At 60.4% G+C, this 18,733-nt stretch carries 17 protein-coding genes; 13 read left to right on the top strand and 4 right to left on the bottom strand.

All coding sequences use genetic code 11. The features are described 5' to 3' along the window. Positions 1–126: 126 nt before the first annotated feature. From J2X66_RS05930 to J2X66_RS05915, 4 genes are all read left to right on the top strand, one after another. Positions 127–1,521, top strand: coding sequence for an FAD-binding oxidoreductase (locus J2X66_RS05930; protein WP_310263064.1), 1,395 nt, complete (start codon positions 127–129; stop codon positions 1,519–1,521). 36 nt (positions 1,522–1,557) lie between these two features. Continuing rightward, positions 1,558–2,223: a fumarylacetoacetate hydrolase family protein gene (locus J2X66_RS05925; RefSeq protein WP_059182000.1), complete on the top strand. Its 666-nt coding sequence runs from the start codon at positions 1,558–1,560 to the stop codon at positions 2,221–2,223. A gap of 259 nt (positions 2,224–2,482) precedes the next feature. After that, on the top strand, positions 2,483–3,409 hold the full coding sequence (locus J2X66_RS05920; RefSeq protein ID WP_310262104.1) for an SdiA-regulated domain-containing protein: 927 nt from the start codon (positions 2,483–2,485) through the stop codon (positions 3,407–3,409). A gap of 102 nt (positions 3,410–3,511) precedes the next feature. Further along, positions 3,512–4,429, top strand: coding sequence for an SdiA-regulated domain-containing protein (locus J2X66_RS05915; RefSeq protein ID WP_310262100.1), 918 nt, complete (start codon positions 3,512–3,514; stop codon positions 4,427–4,429). 131 nt (positions 4,430–4,560) lie between these two features. On the opposite strand, the gene rpiA is transcribed toward J2X66_RS05915, so the two are convergent. Continuing rightward, complete coding sequence (gene rpiA, locus J2X66_RS05910; RefSeq protein WP_027926507.1) at positions 4,561–5,235, bottom strand: ribose-5-phosphate isomerase RpiA; 675 nt, start codon at positions 5,233–5,235, stop codon at positions 4,561–4,563. A gap of 307 nt (positions 5,236–5,542) precedes the next feature. On the opposite strand from rpiA, the gene ilvA reads away from it, so the two are divergent. Together ilvA and J2X66_RS05900 are read left to right on the top strand one after the other, a co-directional pair. After that, positions 5,543–7,057, top strand: a complete 1,515-nt coding sequence (gene ilvA, locus J2X66_RS05905) for a threonine ammonia-lyase, biosynthetic (protein WP_310262096.1) — start codon at positions 5,543–5,545, stop codon at positions 7,055–7,057. A gap of 39 nt (positions 7,058–7,096) precedes the next feature. Next, positions 7,097–7,522, top strand: a complete 426-nt coding sequence (locus J2X66_RS05900) for a DUF2269 domain-containing protein (RefSeq protein WP_310262094.1) — start codon at positions 7,097–7,099, stop codon at positions 7,520–7,522. 117 nt (positions 7,523–7,639) lie between these two features. Here J2X66_RS05900 and J2X66_RS05895 read toward each other — a convergent pair whose 3' ends face one another. Further along, complete coding sequence (locus J2X66_RS05895) at positions 7,640–8,296, bottom strand: HAD family hydrolase (RefSeq protein ID WP_310262091.1); 657 nt, start codon at positions 8,294–8,296, stop codon at positions 7,640–7,642. Between the two features lie 143 nt (positions 8,297–8,439). Between J2X66_RS05895 and J2X66_RS05890 the strand changes: the two genes are divergently transcribed. Next, entirely contained in the window at positions 8,440–8,919 is a 480-nt protein-coding gene (locus J2X66_RS05890) for an RNA pyrophosphohydrolase (RefSeq protein WP_007945562.1), read from the top strand. A gap of 22 nt (positions 8,920–8,941) precedes the next feature. Next, positions 8,942–11,221 (top strand): phosphoenolpyruvate--protein phosphotransferase, encoded by a 2,280-nt coding sequence (gene ptsP, locus J2X66_RS05885; protein WP_310262082.1) that lies wholly within the window; start codon positions 8,942–8,944, stop codon positions 11,219–11,221. 124 nt (positions 11,222–11,345) lie between these two features. On the opposite strand, the gene J2X66_RS05880 is transcribed toward ptsP, so the two are convergent. Continuing rightward, positions 11,346–12,092 (bottom strand): NRDE family protein, encoded by a 747-nt coding sequence (locus J2X66_RS05880; RefSeq protein ID WP_310262079.1) that lies wholly within the window; start codon positions 12,090–12,092, stop codon positions 11,346–11,348. Positions 12,093–12,216: 124 nt separating this feature from the next. Here J2X66_RS05880 and J2X66_RS05875 point away from each other — a divergent pair, with 124 nt between their 5' ends. The 3 genes from J2X66_RS05875 (at position 12,217) to J2X66_RS05865 (ending at position 14,914) form a co-directional block, all read left to right on the top strand. Beyond that, the gene (locus tag J2X66_RS05875) at positions 12,217–12,999 is read left to right on the top strand and encodes a sulfite exporter TauE/SafE family protein (protein ID WP_310262075.1); all 783 of its coding nucleotides are present in this window, start codon (positions 12,217–12,219) and stop codon (positions 12,997–12,999) included. A gap of 80 nt (positions 13,000–13,079) precedes the next feature. Next, complete coding sequence (gene lgt / locus J2X66_RS05870; RefSeq protein WP_310262072.1) at positions 13,080–13,892, top strand: prolipoprotein diacylglyceryl transferase; 813 nt, start codon at positions 13,080–13,082, stop codon at positions 13,890–13,892. Positions 13,893–13,942: 50 nt separating this feature from the next. Next, the gene (locus tag J2X66_RS05865) at positions 13,943–14,914 is read left to right on the top strand and encodes a thymidylate synthase (RefSeq protein ID WP_310262069.1); all 972 of its coding nucleotides are present in this window, start codon (positions 13,943–13,945) and stop codon (positions 14,912–14,914) included. 55 nt (positions 14,915–14,969) lie between these two features. Here the strand turns inward: J2X66_RS05865 and cadR are convergent, their stop codons facing one another. Further along, a complete protein-coding gene (gene cadR / locus J2X66_RS05860; protein WP_027926516.1) occupies positions 14,970–15,419 on the bottom strand; it encodes a Cd(II)/Pb(II)-responsive transcriptional regulator in 450 nt (149 codons plus the stop codon). 85 nt (positions 15,420–15,504) lie between these two features. On the opposite strand from cadR, the gene J2X66_RS05855 reads away from it, so the two are divergent. Next, a complete protein-coding gene (locus J2X66_RS05855; protein ID WP_310262064.1) occupies positions 15,505–17,766 on the top strand; it encodes a heavy metal translocating P-type ATPase in 2,262 nt (753 codons plus the stop codon). 16 nt (positions 17,767–17,782) lie between these two features. Next, positions 17,783–18,646, top strand: coding sequence for a LysR family transcriptional regulator (locus tag J2X66_RS05850; RefSeq protein ID WP_027926518.1), 864 nt, complete (start codon positions 17,783–17,785; stop codon positions 18,644–18,646). Positions 18,647–18,733 lie beyond the last annotated feature (87 nt).

Below are 18,733 nucleotides of genomic sequence, written 5' to 3'. Positions count from 1 at the left end.
CCGCAGATTGGCCGTTGGGCACTATGCTGCGGGGTCGGTATGCTAGCATACGCACCCCGCTAAACACTCATTCCTGCGACGTGAAGCGTTCTCAGGATGACCATGAATTGTTCGAGAGTTCTGTCGATGACCAATCCTGCGCTGATTGATGAGCTGAAGACCCTGGTTGAGCCTGGCAAGGTGCTGACCGATGCCGACTCCCTGAATGCTTACGGTAAGGATTGGACCAAGCATTTTGCTCCGGCCCCGACCGCCATCGTGTTTCCCAAGACCACCGAACAGGTGCAGGCCATTGTCCGTTGGGCCAATGAACGCAAGGTGGCGCTGGTGCCGTCCGGTGGACGTACCGGGCTTTCCGCCGCAGCGGTGGCAGCCAATGGCGAAGTGGTTGTGTCGTTCGACTACATGAACCAGATTCTCGATGTGAACCTCACTGATCGCACTGCCGTTTGTCAGCCAGGCGTCGTGACCGAGCATTTGCAGAATGTCGCGGAAGAAAAAGGCCTGTACTACCCGGTGGATTTTGCTTCGGCAGGTTCCAGCCAGATTGGCGGCAATATCGGCACCAATGCCGGCGGGATCAAGGTTATTCGCTACGGCATGACCCGTAACTGGGTTGCCGGCATGAAAGTCGTGACCGGCAAGGGTGACGTGCTGGAACTGAACCGCGACCTGATCAAGAACGCCACCGGTTACGACCTGCGTCAGCTGTTCATCGGCGCCGAAGGCACCCTCGGGTTTGTGGTCGAAGCGACCATGCGTCTGGATCGTGCACCGAAAAACCTCACCGCGATGGTCCTCGGCACCACCGATTTCGACTCGATCATGCCGGTATTGCACGCGTTCCAGAGCAAACTCGACCTGACCGCCTTCGAATTCTTCTCCGACAAAGCTTTGGCCAAAGTCATGGCCCGCGGCGACGTCCCGGCGCCGTTCGAAACCGATTGCCCGTTCTACGCATTGCTGGAATTCGAAGCGACCACCGAAGAAGTGGCCAACCACGCGCTGGAAACCTTCGAACACTGCGTGGAGCAGGGCTGGGTGCTGGACGGCGTGATGAGCCAGAGCGAAACCCAGCTGCAGAATCTCTGGAAGCTGCGCGAATACATCTCCGAAACCATTTCCCACTGGACGCCGTACAAGAACGACATTTCGGTCACCGTGTCGAAAGTGCCGGCGTTCCTCAAGGAAATCGACGCGATCGTCGGCGAACACTACCCGGACTTCGAAATCGTCTGGTTCGGCCACATCGGCGACGGCAACCTGCACTTGAACATCCTCAAGCCGGAGAACCTGAGCAAGGACGAGTTCTTCGCCAAGTGCGCGACCGTCAACAAGTGGGTGTTCGAAACTGTCGAGAAGTACAACGGTTCGATTTCCGCCGAGCACGGCGTGGGCATGACCAAGCGTGATTACTTGACCTACAGCCGTTCGCCGGTCGAGATCGAGTACATGAAAGCGGTTAAAGCGGTGTTCGACCCGAACGGCATCATGAACCCGGGCAAGATCTTCGCTGTTTGATTTTCGAACGTTAAGAGCACGAATCAGGAGTCGGTAATGAGCTATCAGCACCAGTATGTCGACGGTACGCGTATTCATTTCCCGCTGGGGAAAGTGGTGTGCATCGGCCGTAACTACGCCGAACACGCCAAGGAACTGGATAACCCGGTGCCTACCGAGCCGCTGCTGTTCATAAAGCCGGGCAGTTGCGTAGTGCCGCTGGAAGGTGGTTTTGCCATTCCGACCGAGCGCGGTTCGGTGCACTACGAAGCGGAAATTGCTGTGTTGATCGGCAAGCCGTTGTCGACCAAGCCGAGCCGCGAAGAAGTGCTGGACGCCATCTCCGGTTTCGCCCCGGCGCTGGACCTGACGCTGCGCGACAAGCAGGCCGAGCTGAAATCCAAGGGCCTGCCGTGGGAAATCGCCAAGTCGTTCGACGGCGCGGCGGTGATCGCGCCGTTCGTGTCTGGTAGCACCTTTGCCGACCTGACCGATATCGGCATTCGCCTGACCATCAACGGCGAAGTGCGCCAGGATGGCAACAGCAGCGCGATGCTCAACCCGATCGTGCCGATGATCCAGCACATGGCCGGCTGCTTCTCGCTGCAGGCCGGTGACGTGATCCTGACCGGCACGCCGGTGGGCGTTGGTCCGCTGAATGTCGGCGATGAGATTGTTCTGGAGTTGCCTGGCGCCAGTAGCTTCACCAGCAGCGTGCGCTGACCCGAACACCGCAAAAACCTTGTAGGAGCCGAGCTTGCTCGCGATGGCGTCAGCACATTCACCTGGATGTTGAATGAACGTCCGCTATCGCGAGCAAGCTTGGCTCCTGCAAGGGTTTAGTGGTTGCCCATAGTAGGACAATCCCGCCATTTCCCGTTTTTTTCACATTTCGTCTGGATAATTCCGGGGGCTTGCGGCGTCTGAGCCGGCCCCAATTGTGCTATTACCCCTAGCCTGAATTTCTGGAACGCATCCCTCAATGGCCACCCCCCCGCTGTCGACTCTCAAAACAACCCGCCGCTCGCGCTTCGTGCTGCCTTGGTACGCCTGGCTGTTGCTGGTGGCGGTCATTGCGTACGGCGTTGCCTTTGCGATGCATTGGGATAATCGCGGCATGCTCTGGGTGAAAGAGCAATTCACAAGCCCGGCCGAGCGTCAGGCCAGTATCTGGCTCGCGGACTACCGGGCAGTGATCGATGCCAAGGTATTGCCGGGCATGGAAAAGGACGAAGCCTCGGACCTCGCTTACGATCCTCAGACCAAAACGCTGTTTTCGGTCATGGGCAAGAACCCGTTCCTGGTCGAGCTGAATCTTCAAGGCGATGTGCTGCGCAAAATGCCGCTGGTGGGCTGGAGCAACCCGGAAGGCGTCACCGTGCTGGGCAACGGCCTGCTGGCGATTGTCGATGAGCGCGAACACCTGATCAGCGTCGTCAAGGTCGATGCCAGCACCCGTGAATTGAACATCGCCGACTTTACGAAGTACGACCTCGGGCCTTCGAAAGACCAGAACAAGGCTTTTGAAGGGGTTACCTGGGATTCGCAAAACCAGCAGCTGCTGCTGGGCGAAGAGCGTCCACCGGCCTTGTTTGCCTGGAAAGGTGACGGCCGGGTCCTGACCGGTGACAAGCTGAAGCTGGCCAGTCATGCGCTGGACATGCGCAACCTGTCGGCGCTGGCCATTGATCCGCGCACGGGCCACATGCTGGTGCTGTCTGCCGACTCGCACTTGTTGATGGAGCTGGACAAAAAGGGTGAGCAAGTCAGCTTCATCGCCCTGTTGGGCGGCTTCAACGGCCTGAAGAACACCATTCCCCGGGCCGAAGGCGTGACCATGGACGAAGCGGGCAACGTGTACATGGTCAGTGAACCCAACCTGTTCTACCGCTTCGAAAAGCAGAAATAGTCGCCACACACTGTGGTTGTGGTCGCAAGCCACTGGCCATTAAGCTTGAATTCATACGGGCGTGATATTTCATCCGCCCGTTTTGTTTTCGAGCTCGCCTGAATGCGTCGACTTGCCCGTCCCAAATCCCTCGTTTTGATCCTGTCAGTGATTGCGCTGATCGCACTGGTTGCGGTTGGCCAATACATGCGCCTGTTCGAGCGTGCCTGGTTCAACCTGCACACGCTTTGGCAGCCGCAGAGCAGCGTATCCATCGGCCTGGATCAATATCGGGTCGACATTGAGGCACGGGTGATCGACGGGTTGGACGATAACGTCTCCGCGCTGACGTTCGATCCGGTGCGCAAAAGCCTGTTCACAGTCACCAATAAAAATTCCGAGCTGATCGAGTTATCCCTTGAGGGCAAGATCCTGCGGCGGGTGGCCTTGATTGGTTTCGGTGATCCGGAGGCGGTGGAGTTCATCAGCGCCGACACCTACGTCATCACCGATGAGAGCCAGCAACGGCTGATCAAGATTCACCTGGAACCGGACACGACGTTCCTTGACGGGGCGGATGCCGAGCAGATGGTTCTCGGCGTGCACATGGGCAGTAACAAGGGATTTGAAGGGCTGGCTTACGATTCGGTGGGCAAACGGTTGTTCGTCGCCAAGGAACGCGACCCGATGCTGATCTACGAAGTGCAGGGCTTCCCGCATTACAACCCGGAGAAATCCTACGCCGTGCACGTGGTGAACAACCCCAAGCGCGATGCCGGGATGTTTGTGCGAGACCTGTCGAGCCTGCAATACGACGAACGCAGCGGCCATTTGCTGGCGCTGTCCGACGAGTCGCGGCTGATTATTGAACTGGATGTGGACGGTCGACCGCTGAGTACAATGTCACTGAACAAGGGGCGCCAAGGCCTGCAAAGGACCGTGCCGCAAGCGGAAGGCATCGCCATGGACGACGACGGCACGATGTACCTCGTCAGCGAGCCGAATCTGTTCTACGCCTTCAAAAAACCCGCACAACCCTAACCCCCCCCAAAAAAAACCACTGGGGGAGCCGGGGCTTGCCCGCGATGAGGTCGTGTCAGTCGATAAATATGTGACTGATATACCGCCATCGCGGGCAAACCCGGCTCCCACAGGTTTGCGTTGCGGCGGGCTTACTCGGCGCGCAGGGTTTTCACGCCTTCGCTGGTGCCCAGCAACAACAGGTCCGCCGGACGCGCCGCGAACAGGCCATTGGTGACCACGCCAACAATCGCGTTGATCTGGCGTTCCAGTTCAACCGGATTGGTGATCTGCATGTTGAACACGTCGAGGATGATGTTGCCGTTGTCGGTCAGCACGCCTTCGCGGTAAACCGGGTCGCCGCCCAGTTTCACCAGCTCGCGGGCTACGTGGCTGCGGGCCATCGGGATCACTTCGACTGGCAGCGGGAACTCACCGAGCACCGGCACCAGTTTGCTTGCGTCGGCGATGCAGATGAAAGTCTTGGCCACGGCCGCGACAATCTTCTCGCGGGTCAGGGCAGCGCCACCGCCCTTGATCAGGTTCAGGTGCGCGTCGCTTTCATCGGCGCCGTCGACGTAGAACTCCAGGTCGCTGACCGTGTTTAGCTCATACACCGGAATGCCGTGGCCTTTAAGGCGGGCGGCAGTGGCTTCGGAGCTGGCGACCGCGCCGTCGAACGCACCTTTGTGCTTGGCCAGGGCGTCGATGAAGCAGTTGGCGGTGGAGCCGGTGCCGACCCCGACGATGCTCTTGTCGTCGAGTTTCGGGAGGATGAAGTCGACGGCGGCCTGGGCCACTGCCTGTTTGAGTTGATCCTGGGTCATGCGGGCTCCGAAAGCGGGCAAGGGGAAACGGAAAGGCCGGCATTATAGCCCCATGCGGGGGTAAAACCTCTTGATTCGTGTGGTCGCCCGGCCGAAAGCCGGGTTAGACTCCGAGGGTCTGTTGACGTCTGGTGGTGGGCCGCGTTGTGCGCCAATTTTGCGCAGGGCTGCGTTGCTCGGAACTTATTTGGAACAACCAAACTGCGTTCCTCGCGCCTTGCCCTGCGCAAAATTGGCCTCCGTCGCGGCCCGCCACCAAACGTCAACAGACCCTAACCCTGCCCAACCCGCTCAGTGATGCTTTCCGATGCTCGAACAGTACGTCAAAAAGATCCTCACCTCGCGCGTTTATGACGTTGCCGTAGAAACCCCATTGCAGACTGCCCGCCAGCTCTCCGAGCGGCTGGGCAACAGTGTCTGGCTCAAGCGCGAAGACTTGCAGCCGGTGTTCTCGTTCAAGATTCGCGGCGCTTACAACAAACTGACCCAGTTGACCGATGAAGAACGTGCTCGCGGCGTGGTGACGGCGTCGGCGGGCAATCATGCACAAGGCCTGGCCCTGGCGGCGAAAGTGTTGGGCGTGAAAGCCACCATCGTCATGCCCAAGACCACCCCGGAAATCAAAGTCGAAGGCGTGCGTTCGCGCGGCGGTAACGTGGTGCTGCACGGGGATTCGTTCCCGGAAGCCCTGGCCTACTCGCTGAAACTGGTCGACGAAAAAGGCTACGTCTACATCCACCCGTACGACGATCCCCACACCATTGCCGGGCAGGGCACCGTGGCGATGGAGATTCTGCGCCAGCACCCTGGCCGTCTCGATGCTATTTTCGTTCCGGTCGGTGGCGGCGGCCTGATCGCCGGCATCGCGGCGTACGTGAAATACCTGCGCCCGGAAATCAAGATCATCGGTGTCGAGCCGGACGACTCCAATTGCCTGCAAGCGGCGATGGCGGCTGGTGAGCGCGTGGTCTTGCCGACCGTGGGCATCTTCGCCGACGGCGTGGCGGTGGCGCAGATCGGCCAGCACACCTTCGACATCTGCAAAGACTATGTCGATGACGTGATCACGGTCAGCACCGACGAAATCTGCGCGGCGATCAAGGATATCTACGACGATACCCGCTCGATCACTGAACCGGCCGGCGCACTGGGCGTGGCAGGGATCAAGAAATACGTCGAACAGTATGGTGTCACCGGCCACACCTTCGTGGCCATCGACTCCGGCGCCAACGTCAACTTCGACCGTTTGCGCCATGTCGCCGAACGCGCCGAGCTGGGCGAGGGCCGTGAAGCGATCATCGCTGTGACCATCCCCGAGAAACCGGGCAGCTTCAAGGCGTTCTGCGAAGCCATCGGCAAGCGCCAGATCACCGAATTCAACTACCGCTACAACACCGGTAGCGAAGCGCACATCTTTGTGGGCGTGCAGACGCACCCGGAAACCGATCCGCGCAGTGCGCTGCTGGCGAGCCTGACCGAGCAAGGCTTCCCGGTGCTGGACCTGACCGACAACGAACTCGCCAAACTGCACATCCGCCACATGGTCGGCGGTCGTGCGGCCCACGTGGTCGATGAAGTGATCCTGCGCTTCGAATTCCCGGAGCGTCCGGGTGCGCTGTTCAACTTCCTCAACAAGCTGGGCGGGCGCTGGAACATCTCGATGTTCCACTACCGCAACCACGGTGCGGCGGATGGTCGTGTGGTTGCCGGCCTGCAAGTGCCTCATGACGAACGTCATCTGGTGCCGGCTGCGCTGGAAGAAATCGGTTACCCGTACTGGGACGAAAGCGATAACCCGGCCTATAAGCTGTTTCTGGGCTGAGCGGCTACGCTGATGGGCAGGTCATAAGGAAATCGGACAATGGAAACGTTAGCTGCCCTGAAAATGGCGCACATGGTTGCAACGGCGGTGTTGCTGATCAGCGCGCTGGGCCTGGGGATCTGGGTTTTTATCGCGCGGCGCAAAGGTGACGCGACGGCCGGCAGTCGCACCCTGCAACGGCCACGGGTGTTCATCTGGTTGTTGATGGGCCTGGCGCTGTTGAGCATGCCGTTCACCGGCTGGGGGATGGTGCATCTGGTGGGCTGGCCGTTGGGGCAGACGTGGTTATTGGCGTCGAGTGTGCTTTACACCGTGGCGGCGTTGGCGTGGTTTTGGCTGTTGGTGCGGCTTAACAAGCTGCGCAAGACGCCGGGAGGAGTGGGGCGATTTACCTTTGCCTTGGCGTTGTTCAGTTTTGTCTGCTTTGTCGCCATTGCGGGGTTGATGGGTGCCAAGCCTGTTTAGCGGGGAATCTGTGGCAGCTGCCGAGGTACGAGGCTTCGATGGGCTGTGAAGCGGCCCCATGCGCGGTTCTGTGGGCCGCAATGCAACCTCGTACCTCGACAGCTGCTACAGGCGATATCAGCCGCGCAGACTAATCACCGGCCATCCACGCTTCTCGGCCTCGGCGCGCAAATTCGGATCCGGATCCACCGCGACCGGATTCGTTACCTGCTCCAGCAACGATAAATCATTCATCGAGTCGCTATAGAAATAGCTGTCTTCCAACGAATGCCCGGTTTCTTCCAGCCAACGAGTCAACCGCGTCACCTTGCCTTCGCGAAAGCACGGCACATCGGTGCTGCGCCCGGTATAACGGCCATCGACCATCTCGCACTCGGTTGCGATCAGGGTTTCAACCCCCAGGCGCTGGGCGATCGGCCCGGTCACGAAACGGTTGGTCGCGGTGATGATCACCAGTTTGTCGCCAGCATCGCGATGCTTGGCCAACAAGTCGAGGGCCTGCGGCAGCACGATCGGCTCGATGCAATCGCGCATGTAATCGAGGTGCCATTGATCCAGCGTGGCCATTTCGGTGCGCCCGAGCACTTCCAGGCAGAAATTCAGGTAAGCATCGTTATCCAGCTTGCCAGCCAGGTAATCCTGATAGAACTCGTCGTTGCGTGCCTTGTAGGCGACGGCGTCGAGAAAGCCGCGCTCGCACAGGTAATCGCCCCAGGCGTGGTCACTGTCGCCGCCCAGCAGGGTGTTGTCCAAGTCGAATAAAGCCAGACGCATTGCAGTTACTCGCTGAAAAGTCTGTAGAAAGGCGACCAGAATACGGACTTTTCACAAGAGTGCACATAAGGTCGGTCGGCGCGTTGCTGCTTTCACAACCTTTGTGGAACAATGCGGCGACATGCGTTTGCGAGGTTGTTGCCGTGATCGACCCCGATGGTTTCCGCCCCAATGTCGGGATCATTCTCACGAATGATGCCGGACAGGTGCTATGGGCTCGCCGTATCAATCAAGATGCCTGGCAGTTTCCTCAGGGCGGAATCAACCCCCAGGAGACGCCGGAAGACGCCTTGTACCGCGAGTTGAACGAAGAAGTGGGTCTTGAGCGCGAAGATGTTGAAATTCTCGCCTGCACCCGGGGCTGGTTGCGCTATCGTTTGCCGCAACGTCTGGTCCGTACCCACAGCCAACCGCTGTGCATCGGCCAGAAACAGAAGTGGTTTCTCCTGCGCCTGATCTCCAACGAGCAGCGGGTGCGGATGGATTTGACCGGTAAACCGGAATTCGATGGCTGGCGCTGGGTCAGCTATTGGTATCCGTTGGGCCAGGTGGTGACATTCAAGCGCGAGGTGTATCGACGCGCTCTCAAAGAGCTTGCCCCGCGCCTTTTAACGCGCGACTGACGACGGAGTTCGACCCCGAGCCATGCTCAATACGCTGCGCAAGATCGTCCAGGAAGTTAACTCCGCCAAGGATCTCAAGGCGGCGTTGGGCATTATTGTATTGCGCGTCAAAGAGGCCATGGGCAGCCAGGTCTGCTCGGTCTATCTGCTTGACCCCGAGACCAACCGCTTCGTGCTGATGGCGACCGAGGGCTTGAACAAGCGCTCGATCGGCAAAGTCAGCATGGCGCCCAACGAAGGTCTGGTCGGCCTGGTCGGCACGCGTGAAGAACCGCTGAACCTTGAAAATGCCGCGGATCACCCGCGCTACCGCTACTTCGCCGAGACCGGTGAAGAGCGCTACGCCTCCTTCCTCGGGGCGCCGATCATTCACCACCGCCGCGTCGTCGGCGTGTTGGTCATCCAGCAAAAAGAACGCCGCCAGTTCGATGAAGGTGAAGAAGCCTTTCTCGTGACCATGAGCGCGCAGCTTGCCGGCGTTATTGCTCACGCCGAGGCCACCGGTTCGATCCGCGGCCTGGGCCGTCAGGGCAAAGGCATCCAGGAAGCCAAGTTCGTCGGTGTGCCGGGTTCACCGGGTGCAGCGGTCGGTACGGCGGTGGTTATGTTGCCTCCGGCCGATCTGGACGTGGTGCCGGACAAGACCATCACCGACATCGACGCTGAACTGGCGTTGTTCAAGACGGCCATCGAAGGCGTGCGCGCCGACATGCGCGCGTTGTCCGCCAAATTGGCCTCGCAACTGCGCCCCGAAGAACGGGCCTTGTTCGACGTCTACCTGATGATGCTCGCCGACGAGGCGCTGGGCAGCGAAGTGACGACGGTGATCAAGACCGGCCAGTGGGCCCAGGGTGCGTTGCGCCAAGTGGTCACTGAACACGTCAACCGTTTCGAATTGATGGACGACGCCTATCTGCGTGAGCGCGCCTCGGACGTCAAGGACCTTGGCCGGCGTTTGCTGGCGTATCTGCAGGAAGAGCGTCAGCAGAATCTGGTCTACCCGGAAAAAACCATTCTGGTCAGCGAAGAACTGACGCCGGCGATGCTCGGCGAGGTACCGGAAGGCACGCTGGTCGGTCTGGTCTCGGTCCTCGGTTCAGGCAACTCCCACGTCGCGATCCTGGCCCGGGCAATGGGCATCCCGACGGTGATGGGCCTGGTCGACCTGCCCTATGCCAAGGTCGACGGCATCGAATTGATCGTCGATGGTAATCGCGGCGAGGTCTACACCAACCCTAGCGACGTGCTACGCAAGCAGTTCGCCGAAGTGGTGGAAGAAGAGAAACAGCTGGCACTCGGTCTCGACTCCCTGCGCGACTTGCCGTGCGTGACCCTCGACGGTCACCGCATGCCGCTGTGGGTCAACACCGGCCTGCTGGCGGACGTGGCGCGGGCGCAGAAGCGTGGCGCTGAAGGCGTGGGCCTGTACCGCACCGAAGTGCCGTTCATGATCAACCAGAGGTTTCCGAGCGAAAAGGAGCAGCTGGCGATCTACCGCGAGCAGCTCGCCGCGTTCCATCCGCAACCGGTCACCATGCGCAGCCTGGACATTGGCGGCGACAAGGCGTTGTCGTACTTCCCGATCAAGGAGGACAACCCGTTCCTCGGCTGGCGCGGGATTCGCGTCACCCTCGATCACCCGGAAATCTTCCTGGTGCAGACCCGCGCCATGCTCAAGGCCAGCGAAGGCTTGAACAACCTGCGGATTCTGCTGCCGATGATCTCCGGCACCCACGAACTCGAAGAAGCCCTGCACCTGATTCACCGGGCCTGGGGCGAAGTCCGCGACGAAGGCACCGATGTGCCGATGCCGCCGATTGGCGTAATGATCGAGATTCCGGCGGCGGTTTATCAGACCAAGGAACTGGCGCGGCAAGTGGACTTCCTGTCGGTCGGCTCCAACGACCTGACTCAGTACCTGCTGGCCGTGGACCGTAACAACCCGCGGGTGGCCGACCTTTACGACTACCTGCACCCGGCGGTGCTTCAGGCGTTGCAGAACGTGGTGCGTGATGCCCATGCCGAAGGCAAGCCGGTAAGCATCTGTGGTGAGATGGCCGGTGATCCGGCAGCAGCGGTGCTGTTGATGGCGATGGGCTTCGACAGCCTGTCGATGAACGCCACCAACTTGCCGAAAGTGAAGTGGATGCTGCGTCAGATCAACCTGAGCAAGGCCAAGGATTTGCTCGCAGAGCTGATGACCATCGACAACCCGCAAGTTATCCACAGCTCGTTGCAACTGGCGCTGAAGAACCTTGGGTTGGCGAAGATGATCAATCCGGCTGCGGTCAAGACCCTCTAGAAGACTGATGGCCCTGTGGCGAGGGAGCTTGCTCCTGCTGGAGTGCGAAGCGCTCCCAATCGTTTTGCGGCTGCTGCGCAGCCGAGCGGGAGCAAGCTCCCTCGCCACAAGTTATCGCTAGCCTTCAGAGCTTTATCTCCACTTCCCCCAGATGTCCGCCATACGGCCCGAAACTCCTTTCGACTATATGTCGCGTCCCATCGGCCTGAACAATCAGCGCCGTACTCGCCCGCGTCCCATAACTCTGGCTGGCTATAAATACACTCGACAACAACGTCTCAGTCGCCAACCCGACGCCGGTATCCGGCAGTTCGGTGAACGGTGCCGTCTGCGCATCCCCCAACAACGCCAGCAAAGCCTGGGGTTGCGGGTCCGCCAAAACATTTTTCAGTGCCGCCCGGGCCTTGAGCAGTTTTGGCCATGGCGTATCGAGCCCGGCGTTCGACAATCCGTAGACACCCGGGGGCAGCATCACCGCCTCAGACTCCCGCGCATTGAAGTGCCACAGCTCGTTGGCATTGCCGATCAGCAGATTAAACCCGGCATATTCGATGGAACGTCGGACAACATCGCTCAAGTAGTCATCAATCGAGCGGTCACCTAATAGAAACCCGGCCACCAGTTCACCGCGGGATTTACGCGATGGCGGCTGATGCGGATCACGAATATTGGTCAGTGCCGCAAAGCGCCCATTGGCGCCAATACCCAGCCAGGTGCCGCCTGCTTCCTGGTCACGGCCGGCGTAAACGTTGGGCGCTTCGGGCCATTGCGCCAAGGGCAGACTCGGGCGGGCATAGAATTCGTCGCGGTTGGCCGCCACAATCAGCGGCTGGGCGTGGCCAGGCCGCCAGGCGAAGACAATCAGGCACATAAGGTGATCCTTGTGTGTTTTTTGTTCACTCTACGCAGTCCTCGCCCGTCGTTCCATCGCCTCGCGCAGTGGAGCGTTGACCCCTCCATCCGTTACCATGCCCCCCTTCTTCGGGGATGCATCCATGGAATTTCTGCTTTACCTGGCGCTCGGCGCCTGCGCAGGCGTGCTGGCCGGGCTGTTCGGGGTCGGCGGCGGGATCATCATCGTCCCCGTGTTGGTCTTCAGTTTCACCTTGCAGGGCTTTGACGCATCGATCCTGACCCACCTGGCGGTCGGCACGTCCCTGGCGACGATTATCTTTACCTCGGTCAACGCCGTACGCGAACACCATCGTCGTGGCGCGGTGCGTTGGCCGATTTTCGTCTGGATGACCGTCGGCATTCTGATGGGCGCCGGTTTCGGCGCACTGACCGCCGAAGCGATCTCCGGCCCGAACCTGCAGAAGATCATCGGCGTGTTCGCCCTGGTCATCGCCGCGCAACTGGCGCTGGACGTCAAACCCAAGGCCAGCCGAACGGTGCCGGGCAAACTCGGTCTGACCCTGGCCGGCAGTGTGATTGGCTGGGCCTCAGCGATTTTCGGGATTGGCGGCGGCTCATTGACCGTGCCGTTCCTGACCTGGCGCAGTGTACCGATGCAGCAAGCCGTGGCCACGTCGTCGGCCTGCGGTCTGCCGATCGCCTTGGCCAGTGCATTAAGTTTCATGATTCTGGGGTGGCACGATCCATTGCTGCCGGCCCATAGTCTCGGTTTTGTGTACTTGCCGGCGCTGCTGGGGATCGCCCTGACCAGCATGGTGTTCGCCCGTATCGGTGCGCGACTGGCCCACAGGCTGTCGCCGAAGTTGCTGAAAAGACTGTTTGCCGCTTTGCTGTTCTGCGTGGGCCTGAGCTTTCTGTTCTGACACGTTTCGCAATCCTGGCTTAATCCTGAGGTGGCAGCGTCACCCGGGAATTTTGGTTTCAACTCTAACGAGGAGTCGCAATGCTGCCTTACCCGCAGATCGACCCGGTGGCCCTGGCCATCGGTCCGCTGAAAATCCACTGGTACGGCTTGATGTACCTGATCGGCATTGGCGGCGCCTGGCTGCTGGCGTCCCGCCGGTTGAACCGGTTCGACCCGACCTGGACCAAGGAGAAACTCTCCGACATGGTCTTCTGGATGTCGATGGGCGTCATTGTCGGCGGCCGTCTGGGTTATGTGCTGTTCTACGATCTGCACGCCTACCTGGCCAATCCGGCGCTGATTTTCGAAGTGTGGAAGGGCGGCATGTCGTTCCATGGCGGCTTCATCGGCGTGATGCTGGCGGCGTTATGGTTTGGCAAGAAGAACAACAAGTCGTTCTTCCAGCTGATGGACTTCGTTGCACCGATGGTGCCGATCGGCCTGGGCGCCGGGCGTATCGGCAACTTCATCAACGCCGAGTTGTGGGGCAAGCCGACCGACGTGCCATGGGCGATGATCTTCCCGCCGTTCAGCGATCCGTCACAGTTGCCGCGCCATCCTTCGCAGCTGTATCAGTTCGCGCTGGAAGGCGTCGCGCTGTTCCTGATCCTGTGGCTGTTCTCGCGCAAGCCGCGGCCGACCATGGCGGTATCGGGGATGTTCGCGCTGTTCTACGGCATCTTCCGGTTCATCGTCGAATTCGTCCGCGTACCGGACGCGCAACTGGGCTATCTGGCCTGGAACTGGCTGACCATGGGGCAGGTGCTCTGCGTGCCGATGATTGTCGGTGGTCTGTTCCTGATCTGGCTGGCGTATCACCGCGCCCCGGCGACCCCAGCGGCAGCCGTATAAATTCGAACCCCGGGGGCGACGGTCTCCGGGTTCAAGGACACAGGTAACTCATGAAGCAATATCTCGAACTGGTCGCCCACGTCATCAAGAACGGCACCAAGCAAGCCAACCGTACGGGCGTGAACACCATCAGCTTTCCGGGCGCGATGCTGCGTTACGACCTGAAAGAAGGGTTCCCGGCGATCACCACGCGCAAAATGGCCTTCAAATCGGCTATCGGCGAGATGTGCGGTTTCCTGCGTGGCGTGAACAACGCTGCCGAATTCCGTGCGCTGGGCTGCAAGGTCTGGGACCAGAACGCCAACGAAAACGCGCAGTGGCTGGCCAACCCGTTCCGCCAGGGCGAAGACGACCTCGGCGAGATCTACGGCGTGCAATGGCGCAAATGGCCGGCTTACAAGCAGATCCCGGTCAGCAACCAGGCCGCCATCGAGCAGACTCTGAGTCAGGGCTACCGCCAGATCGCGGAAGGTGAAGAAGACGGCCAGGCCTACGTGGTGCTGTACAAGGCGATCGACCAGATCCGCCAGTGCGTCGACACCATCATTAAGGACCCGGGCAGCCGTCGCATCCTGTTCCACGGCTGGAACGTTGCCCAGCTCGATGAAATGGCCCTGCCGCCGTGCCACTTGCTGTACCAGTTCCACCCGAACGTCGAGACCAAAGAGATTTCTTTGACCCTCTACATCCGCTCGAACGACCTGGGCCTGGGCACGCCGTTCAACCTCACCGAGGGCGCCGCGCTGCTGAGCCTGATCGGTCGCCTGACCGGGTATACGCCGCGCTGGTTCACCTATTTCATTGGTGATGCGCACGTCTACGAAAACCATTTGGACATGCTGAATGAACAGCTCAAGCGCGAGCCGTTCCCGATGCCGAAGCTGGTGATCAGTGATCGTGTGCCGGAGTTTGCCAAGACCGGTGTTTATCAGCCGGAGTGGCTGGAGTTGATCGAGCCGAGCGATTTCTCGCTGGAAGGCTACCAACACCACGCGCCCATGACCGCGCCGATGGCGGTCTAAAGAACCACCACCGCCCCTGTAGGAGCCGAGGTTGCTACAGGGTTTTGTGATGGTTTTAGTGGCCGTGACTGCGGCCCACATGGGAATGCTCCACTTCTGTAGCCACAACCCCGCCACTCACTTCCAGCCGCTGCAATATCCCGCACTGATCAATCTCCGGCCCTTCGCCACAGCGTTGGCGCAGGTCGAGCAACTGTGTCTGCAACGCCAATAACCCATCGATCCGCGCCTTGACGTGGTGGATGTGCTCATCGATCAACGCATTCACGCTTTCACACTGATCCTGTGGGCTGTCGCGCAAGGCCAGCAGGCTGCGGATCTCTTCGAGGGTCATGTCGAGGGTGCGGCAGTTGCGGATGAAAGTCAGGCGTTCGGCGTGGGCCTGGGTGTAGACGCGGTAGTTGCCGTCGCTGCGGGCCGGTTCCGGCAGCAGGTTTTCGCGCTCGTAATAGCGGATGGTTTCGACGGCGCAGTCGGTGAGTTTGGCCAGTTCTCCGATCTTCATGACGGCAATCTCCAAATGGGTGCTTGACCCTATAGTGGCTACAGGGTCTTTACTTGGCAACAGGCACCTTCATGGACGCGACCCGATGAGCGATTCCCGACACACCCACACACACGAGGCTGGGCACGATCACAGCCACAAACTGCAGCCTGTGCAGAAACATGAGCATGGTGGGCACGGTGATTCCTGCTGTTCCGCCAAAGTGGCGGCGCCATCGCTGATCAAGTTGAGCGAAACGCCGACCGACGGCGCGCGGCTGAGCAGCTTTCGTATTGACGCGATGGATTGCCCGACCGAGCAGACGCTAATCCAGAACAAACTGGGCAAGCTTGCGGGTGTGCAACAGCTGGAATTCAACCTGATCAATCGGGTCTTGGGCGTGACCCATGACCTGCCGAGCACTGCGCCGATCATTGAGGCGATCAAGTCGCTGGGCATGGTGGCCGAACCGCTGGAGCAGGGCGTCGAAGCGCCAGCGCCGATCCCCGAGAAAAAGCACTGGTGGCCTCTGGCACTGTCCGGCGTGGGGGCGCTGGCGGCAGAAGTGATCCACTTCACTAGCGCCGCGCCGGACTGGGTGGTGGCGATCATCGCGCTGATTTCGATCCTCAGTGGTGGCCTCACCACTTACAAGAAAGGCTGGATCGCGCTCAAGAACCTCAACCTGAACATCAATGCGCTGATGAGCATCGCCGTGACCGGCGCGATCCTGATCGGGCAGTGGCCGGAAGCGGCGATGGTGATGTTTCTGTTCACCGTGGCCGAGTTGATCGAAGCCAAATCCCTGGACCGTGCGCGTAACGCCATTGGCGGCTTGATGCAGATGACCCCGGAACAGGCGACGGTGCAGCAAGCCGACGGCAGCTGGGTCACGCAAGAGATCAAAACCATCGAGCTCGGTGCGCGAGTGCGGGTGCGTCCCGGCGAGCGGATTGGCCTGGACGGCGAAGTCGTGTCGGGCAGTTCGACCATCGATCAGGCGCCGATCACGGGCGAAAGTCTGCCGATCGAGAAGACGGTGGGCGATAAGGTCTTCGCCGGCACCATCAACCAGGCAGGGTCGCTGGAGTATTCCGTCACTGCAGCGGCGAACAATTCCACACTGGCGCGGATCATCCACGCCGTGGAGCAGGCCCAGGGCGCACGGGCGCCGACCCAGCGCTTCGTCGATCAGTTCTCGAAAATCTATACCCCGGCGGTATTCCTGCTGGCCTTGGCCGTGGCGGTGATTCCGCCCCTGTTCATGGGCGCTGTCTGGTTCGACTGGATCTACCGCGCGTTGGTCTTGCTGGTGGTCGCTTGCCCATGCGCGTTGGTGATTTCCACTCCGGTGACCATCGTCAGCGGCCTCGCCGCGGCGGCACGCAAAGGCATCCTGGTAAAGGGCGGCGTTTATCTGGAAGGTGGCCACAAACTCGATTACCTGGCCTTGGACAAGACCGGCACCCTGACCCACGGCAAACCGGTGCAGACCGATTATTTGTCGCTTGATCCCACCGCAGACGCCACTGCCCCGGCAATCGCGGCGGCGCTGGCCGGTCGTTCGGATCACCCGGTGTCGCTGGCCATCGCCAACGCGGCTGTCGATAAACAATTCGCGCCGCTGATTGTGGATAACTTCGAAGCGCTGGCCGGTCGCGGTGTGAAGGGGCAAGTCAACGGCCAGACCTACCACTTGGGCAACCATCGTCTGGTCGAAGAGCTGGGCCTGTGCTCGCCGCAACTGGAAGAAAAACTGTTCGCACTGGAGAAGCAGGGAAAGTCTGTGGTGCTGCTGCTCGACCCGTCGGGTCCGCTGGCGCTGTTCGCCGTGGCCGACACCGTTAAAGAGAGCAGCCGTGAAGCGATCCGCCAGTTGCATGAGCTGGGCGTGAAAACGCTGATGCTCACCGGCGATAACGTCCACACCGCGCAGGCGATTGCCGCGCAGGTCGGCATTGACGAGGCCAAGGGCGACCTGTTGCCGACCGACAAGCTGCAAGCCATCGAAGCCCTTTATGCACAGGGCCATCACGTCGGCATGGTCGGCGACGGCATCAACGACGCGCCGGCACTGGCCCGGGCCGAGATCGGTTTTGCCATGGCGGCGGCCGGTACCGATACTGCCATCGAAACCGCCGATGTCGCCTTGATGGACGACGATTTGCGCAAGATTCCGGCGTTCATCCGCTTGTCGCGTCAGACATCCAGCATCCTGAAGCAGAACATCGCCCTCGCTTTGGTCATCAAGGCGATCTTTCTTGGGGTAACCTTCGCCGGGATCGCTACCATGTGGATGGCGGTGTTCGCCGACATGGGCGTGAGCCTGTTGGTGGTGTTCAATGGTTTGCGCCTGTTGCGCAAATAAGCGATGAGGAGCGGGTGTGCTGAGTGCCGAGCTGAAGGCGTTTTACATGGTGGCCCGCCTGGGCAGCATTACCCTGGCGGCGAAGAAGCTCGGCCTGAGCCAGCCCACGGTGACGACGCAGATCCGCCATCTGGAAAGTCAGTACTCGGTTGAACTGTTCTACCGTGGCGGCCGCCGGCTCAGCGTCAGTGAAGAAGGCGCGCGGCTGCTACCGATGGTCAAGGCATTGCTGCAGCAGGAAGCCGACATCGAGTTTTTCCTGCGCAACAGCGGTCAGGTCCAGGGCACGTTGCGCATCGCGGCCACGGCGCCGTATTACATCCTTGATCTGGTGAAGGCCTTTCGCGAGCGCCTGCCGCAAGTGGAAGTGTCGGTGGAAATCGGCAATTCCCAACAAGTGCTCGAAGCGCTGGAGGACTACCGGGTGGATGTCGCGGCGTCCTCGCAATTGCTCGACGATGCGCGGTTGATTCGCCGGGTGCTGGGCAGCGATCCGTTGGTGTTGGCGGTGCATCGCAATCATCCGCTGGCGGTTCACGACCATGTGCCGCTGAGCGCATTGGCCGGGCATACGTTGTTGATGCGCGAATCGGGCTCGACCACTCGGCGTCTGACTGAAGAGCTACTGGCCAGCGCCGGGGTGAGTTTCGGGCCGCTGCTGGAGATTGGCAGCCGTGAATCGATCCGGGAGGCGGTGCTGCGCAACATTGGCATCAGCATCATTGCCCGGCAGGAAGTGCCGCACGATCCGCAACTGCGGGTGCTGACCATCGAGAATGCGCCGCAGATTCCCGAGTACCTGTATTGCCTCAAGGAACGCAAAGGCGCACGGTTGCCGGCAGCGTTTCTCGGGTTGGCGCAGGAAATGGCACCTGCCTGATGATCGTTTCCCACGCAGAGTGTGGGAACCGATCGACTGTGAACCAAAATCCCTGAATACCACTATCAGCCATTTTTGCCTCACTGC

The organism is Pseudomonas sp. 3296 (assembly GCF_031456615.1).
Taxonomy (GTDB): Bacteria; Pseudomonadota; Gammaproteobacteria; order Pseudomonadales; family Pseudomonadaceae; genus Aquipseudomonas; species Aquipseudomonas mucoides.
This window is presented reverse-complemented; position numbering and strand designations above follow the sequence as displayed.

Excerpts from the sequence above, each read along its gene's own strand:
- ptsP (WP_310262082.1), top strand. The coding sequence starts at position 8,942 with ATGCTCAATACGCTGCGCAAGATCGTCCAGGAAGTTAACTCCGCCAAG.
- J2X66_RS05895 (WP_310262091.1), bottom strand. The coding sequence starts at position 8,296 with ATGCGTCTGGCTTTATTCGACTTGGACAACACCCTGCTGGGCGGCGAC.
- J2X66_RS05865 (WP_310262069.1), top strand. The coding sequence starts at position 13,943 with ATGAAGCAATATCTCGAACTGGTCGCCCACGTCATCAAGAACGGCACC.
- lgt (WP_310262072.1), top strand. The coding sequence starts at position 13,080 with ATGCTGCCTTACCCGCAGATCGACCCGGTGGCCCTGGCCATCGGTCCG.
- J2X66_RS05920 (WP_310262104.1), top strand. The coding sequence starts at position 2,483 with ATGGCCACCCCCCCGCTGTCGACTCTCAAAACAACCCGCCGCTCGCGC.
- ilvA (WP_310262096.1), top strand. The coding sequence starts at position 5,543 with ATGCTCGAACAGTACGTCAAAAAGATCCTCACCTCGCGCGTTTATGAC.
- J2X66_RS05875 (WP_310262075.1), top strand. The coding sequence starts at position 12,217 with ATGGAATTTCTGCTTTACCTGGCGCTCGGCGCCTGCGCAGGCGTGCTG.
- J2X66_RS05915 (WP_310262100.1), top strand. The coding sequence starts at position 3,512 with ATGCGTCGACTTGCCCGTCCCAAATCCCTCGTTTTGATCCTGTCAGTG.
- J2X66_RS05855 (WP_310262064.1), top strand. The coding sequence starts at position 15,505 with ATGAGCGATTCCCGACACACCCACACACACGAGGCTGGGCACGATCAC.
- J2X66_RS05880 (WP_310262079.1), bottom strand. The coding sequence starts at position 12,092 with ATGTGCCTGATTGTCTTCGCCTGGCGGCCTGGCCACGCCCAGCCGCTG.
- J2X66_RS05930 (WP_310263064.1), top strand. The coding sequence starts at position 127 with ATGACCAATCCTGCGCTGATTGATGAGCTGAAGACCCTGGTTGAGCCT.
- cadR (WP_027926516.1), bottom strand. The coding sequence starts at position 15,419 with ATGAAGATCGGAGAACTGGCCAAACTCACCGACTGCGCCGTCGAAACC.
- J2X66_RS05925 (WP_059182000.1), top strand. The coding sequence starts at position 1,558 with ATGAGCTATCAGCACCAGTATGTCGACGGTACGCGTATTCATTTCCCG.
- J2X66_RS05900 (WP_310262094.1), top strand. The coding sequence starts at position 7,097 with ATGGAAACGTTAGCTGCCCTGAAAATGGCGCACATGGTTGCAACGGCG.
- rpiA (WP_027926507.1), bottom strand. The coding sequence starts at position 5,235 with ATGACCCAGGATCAACTCAAACAGGCAGTGGCCCAGGCCGCCGTCGAC.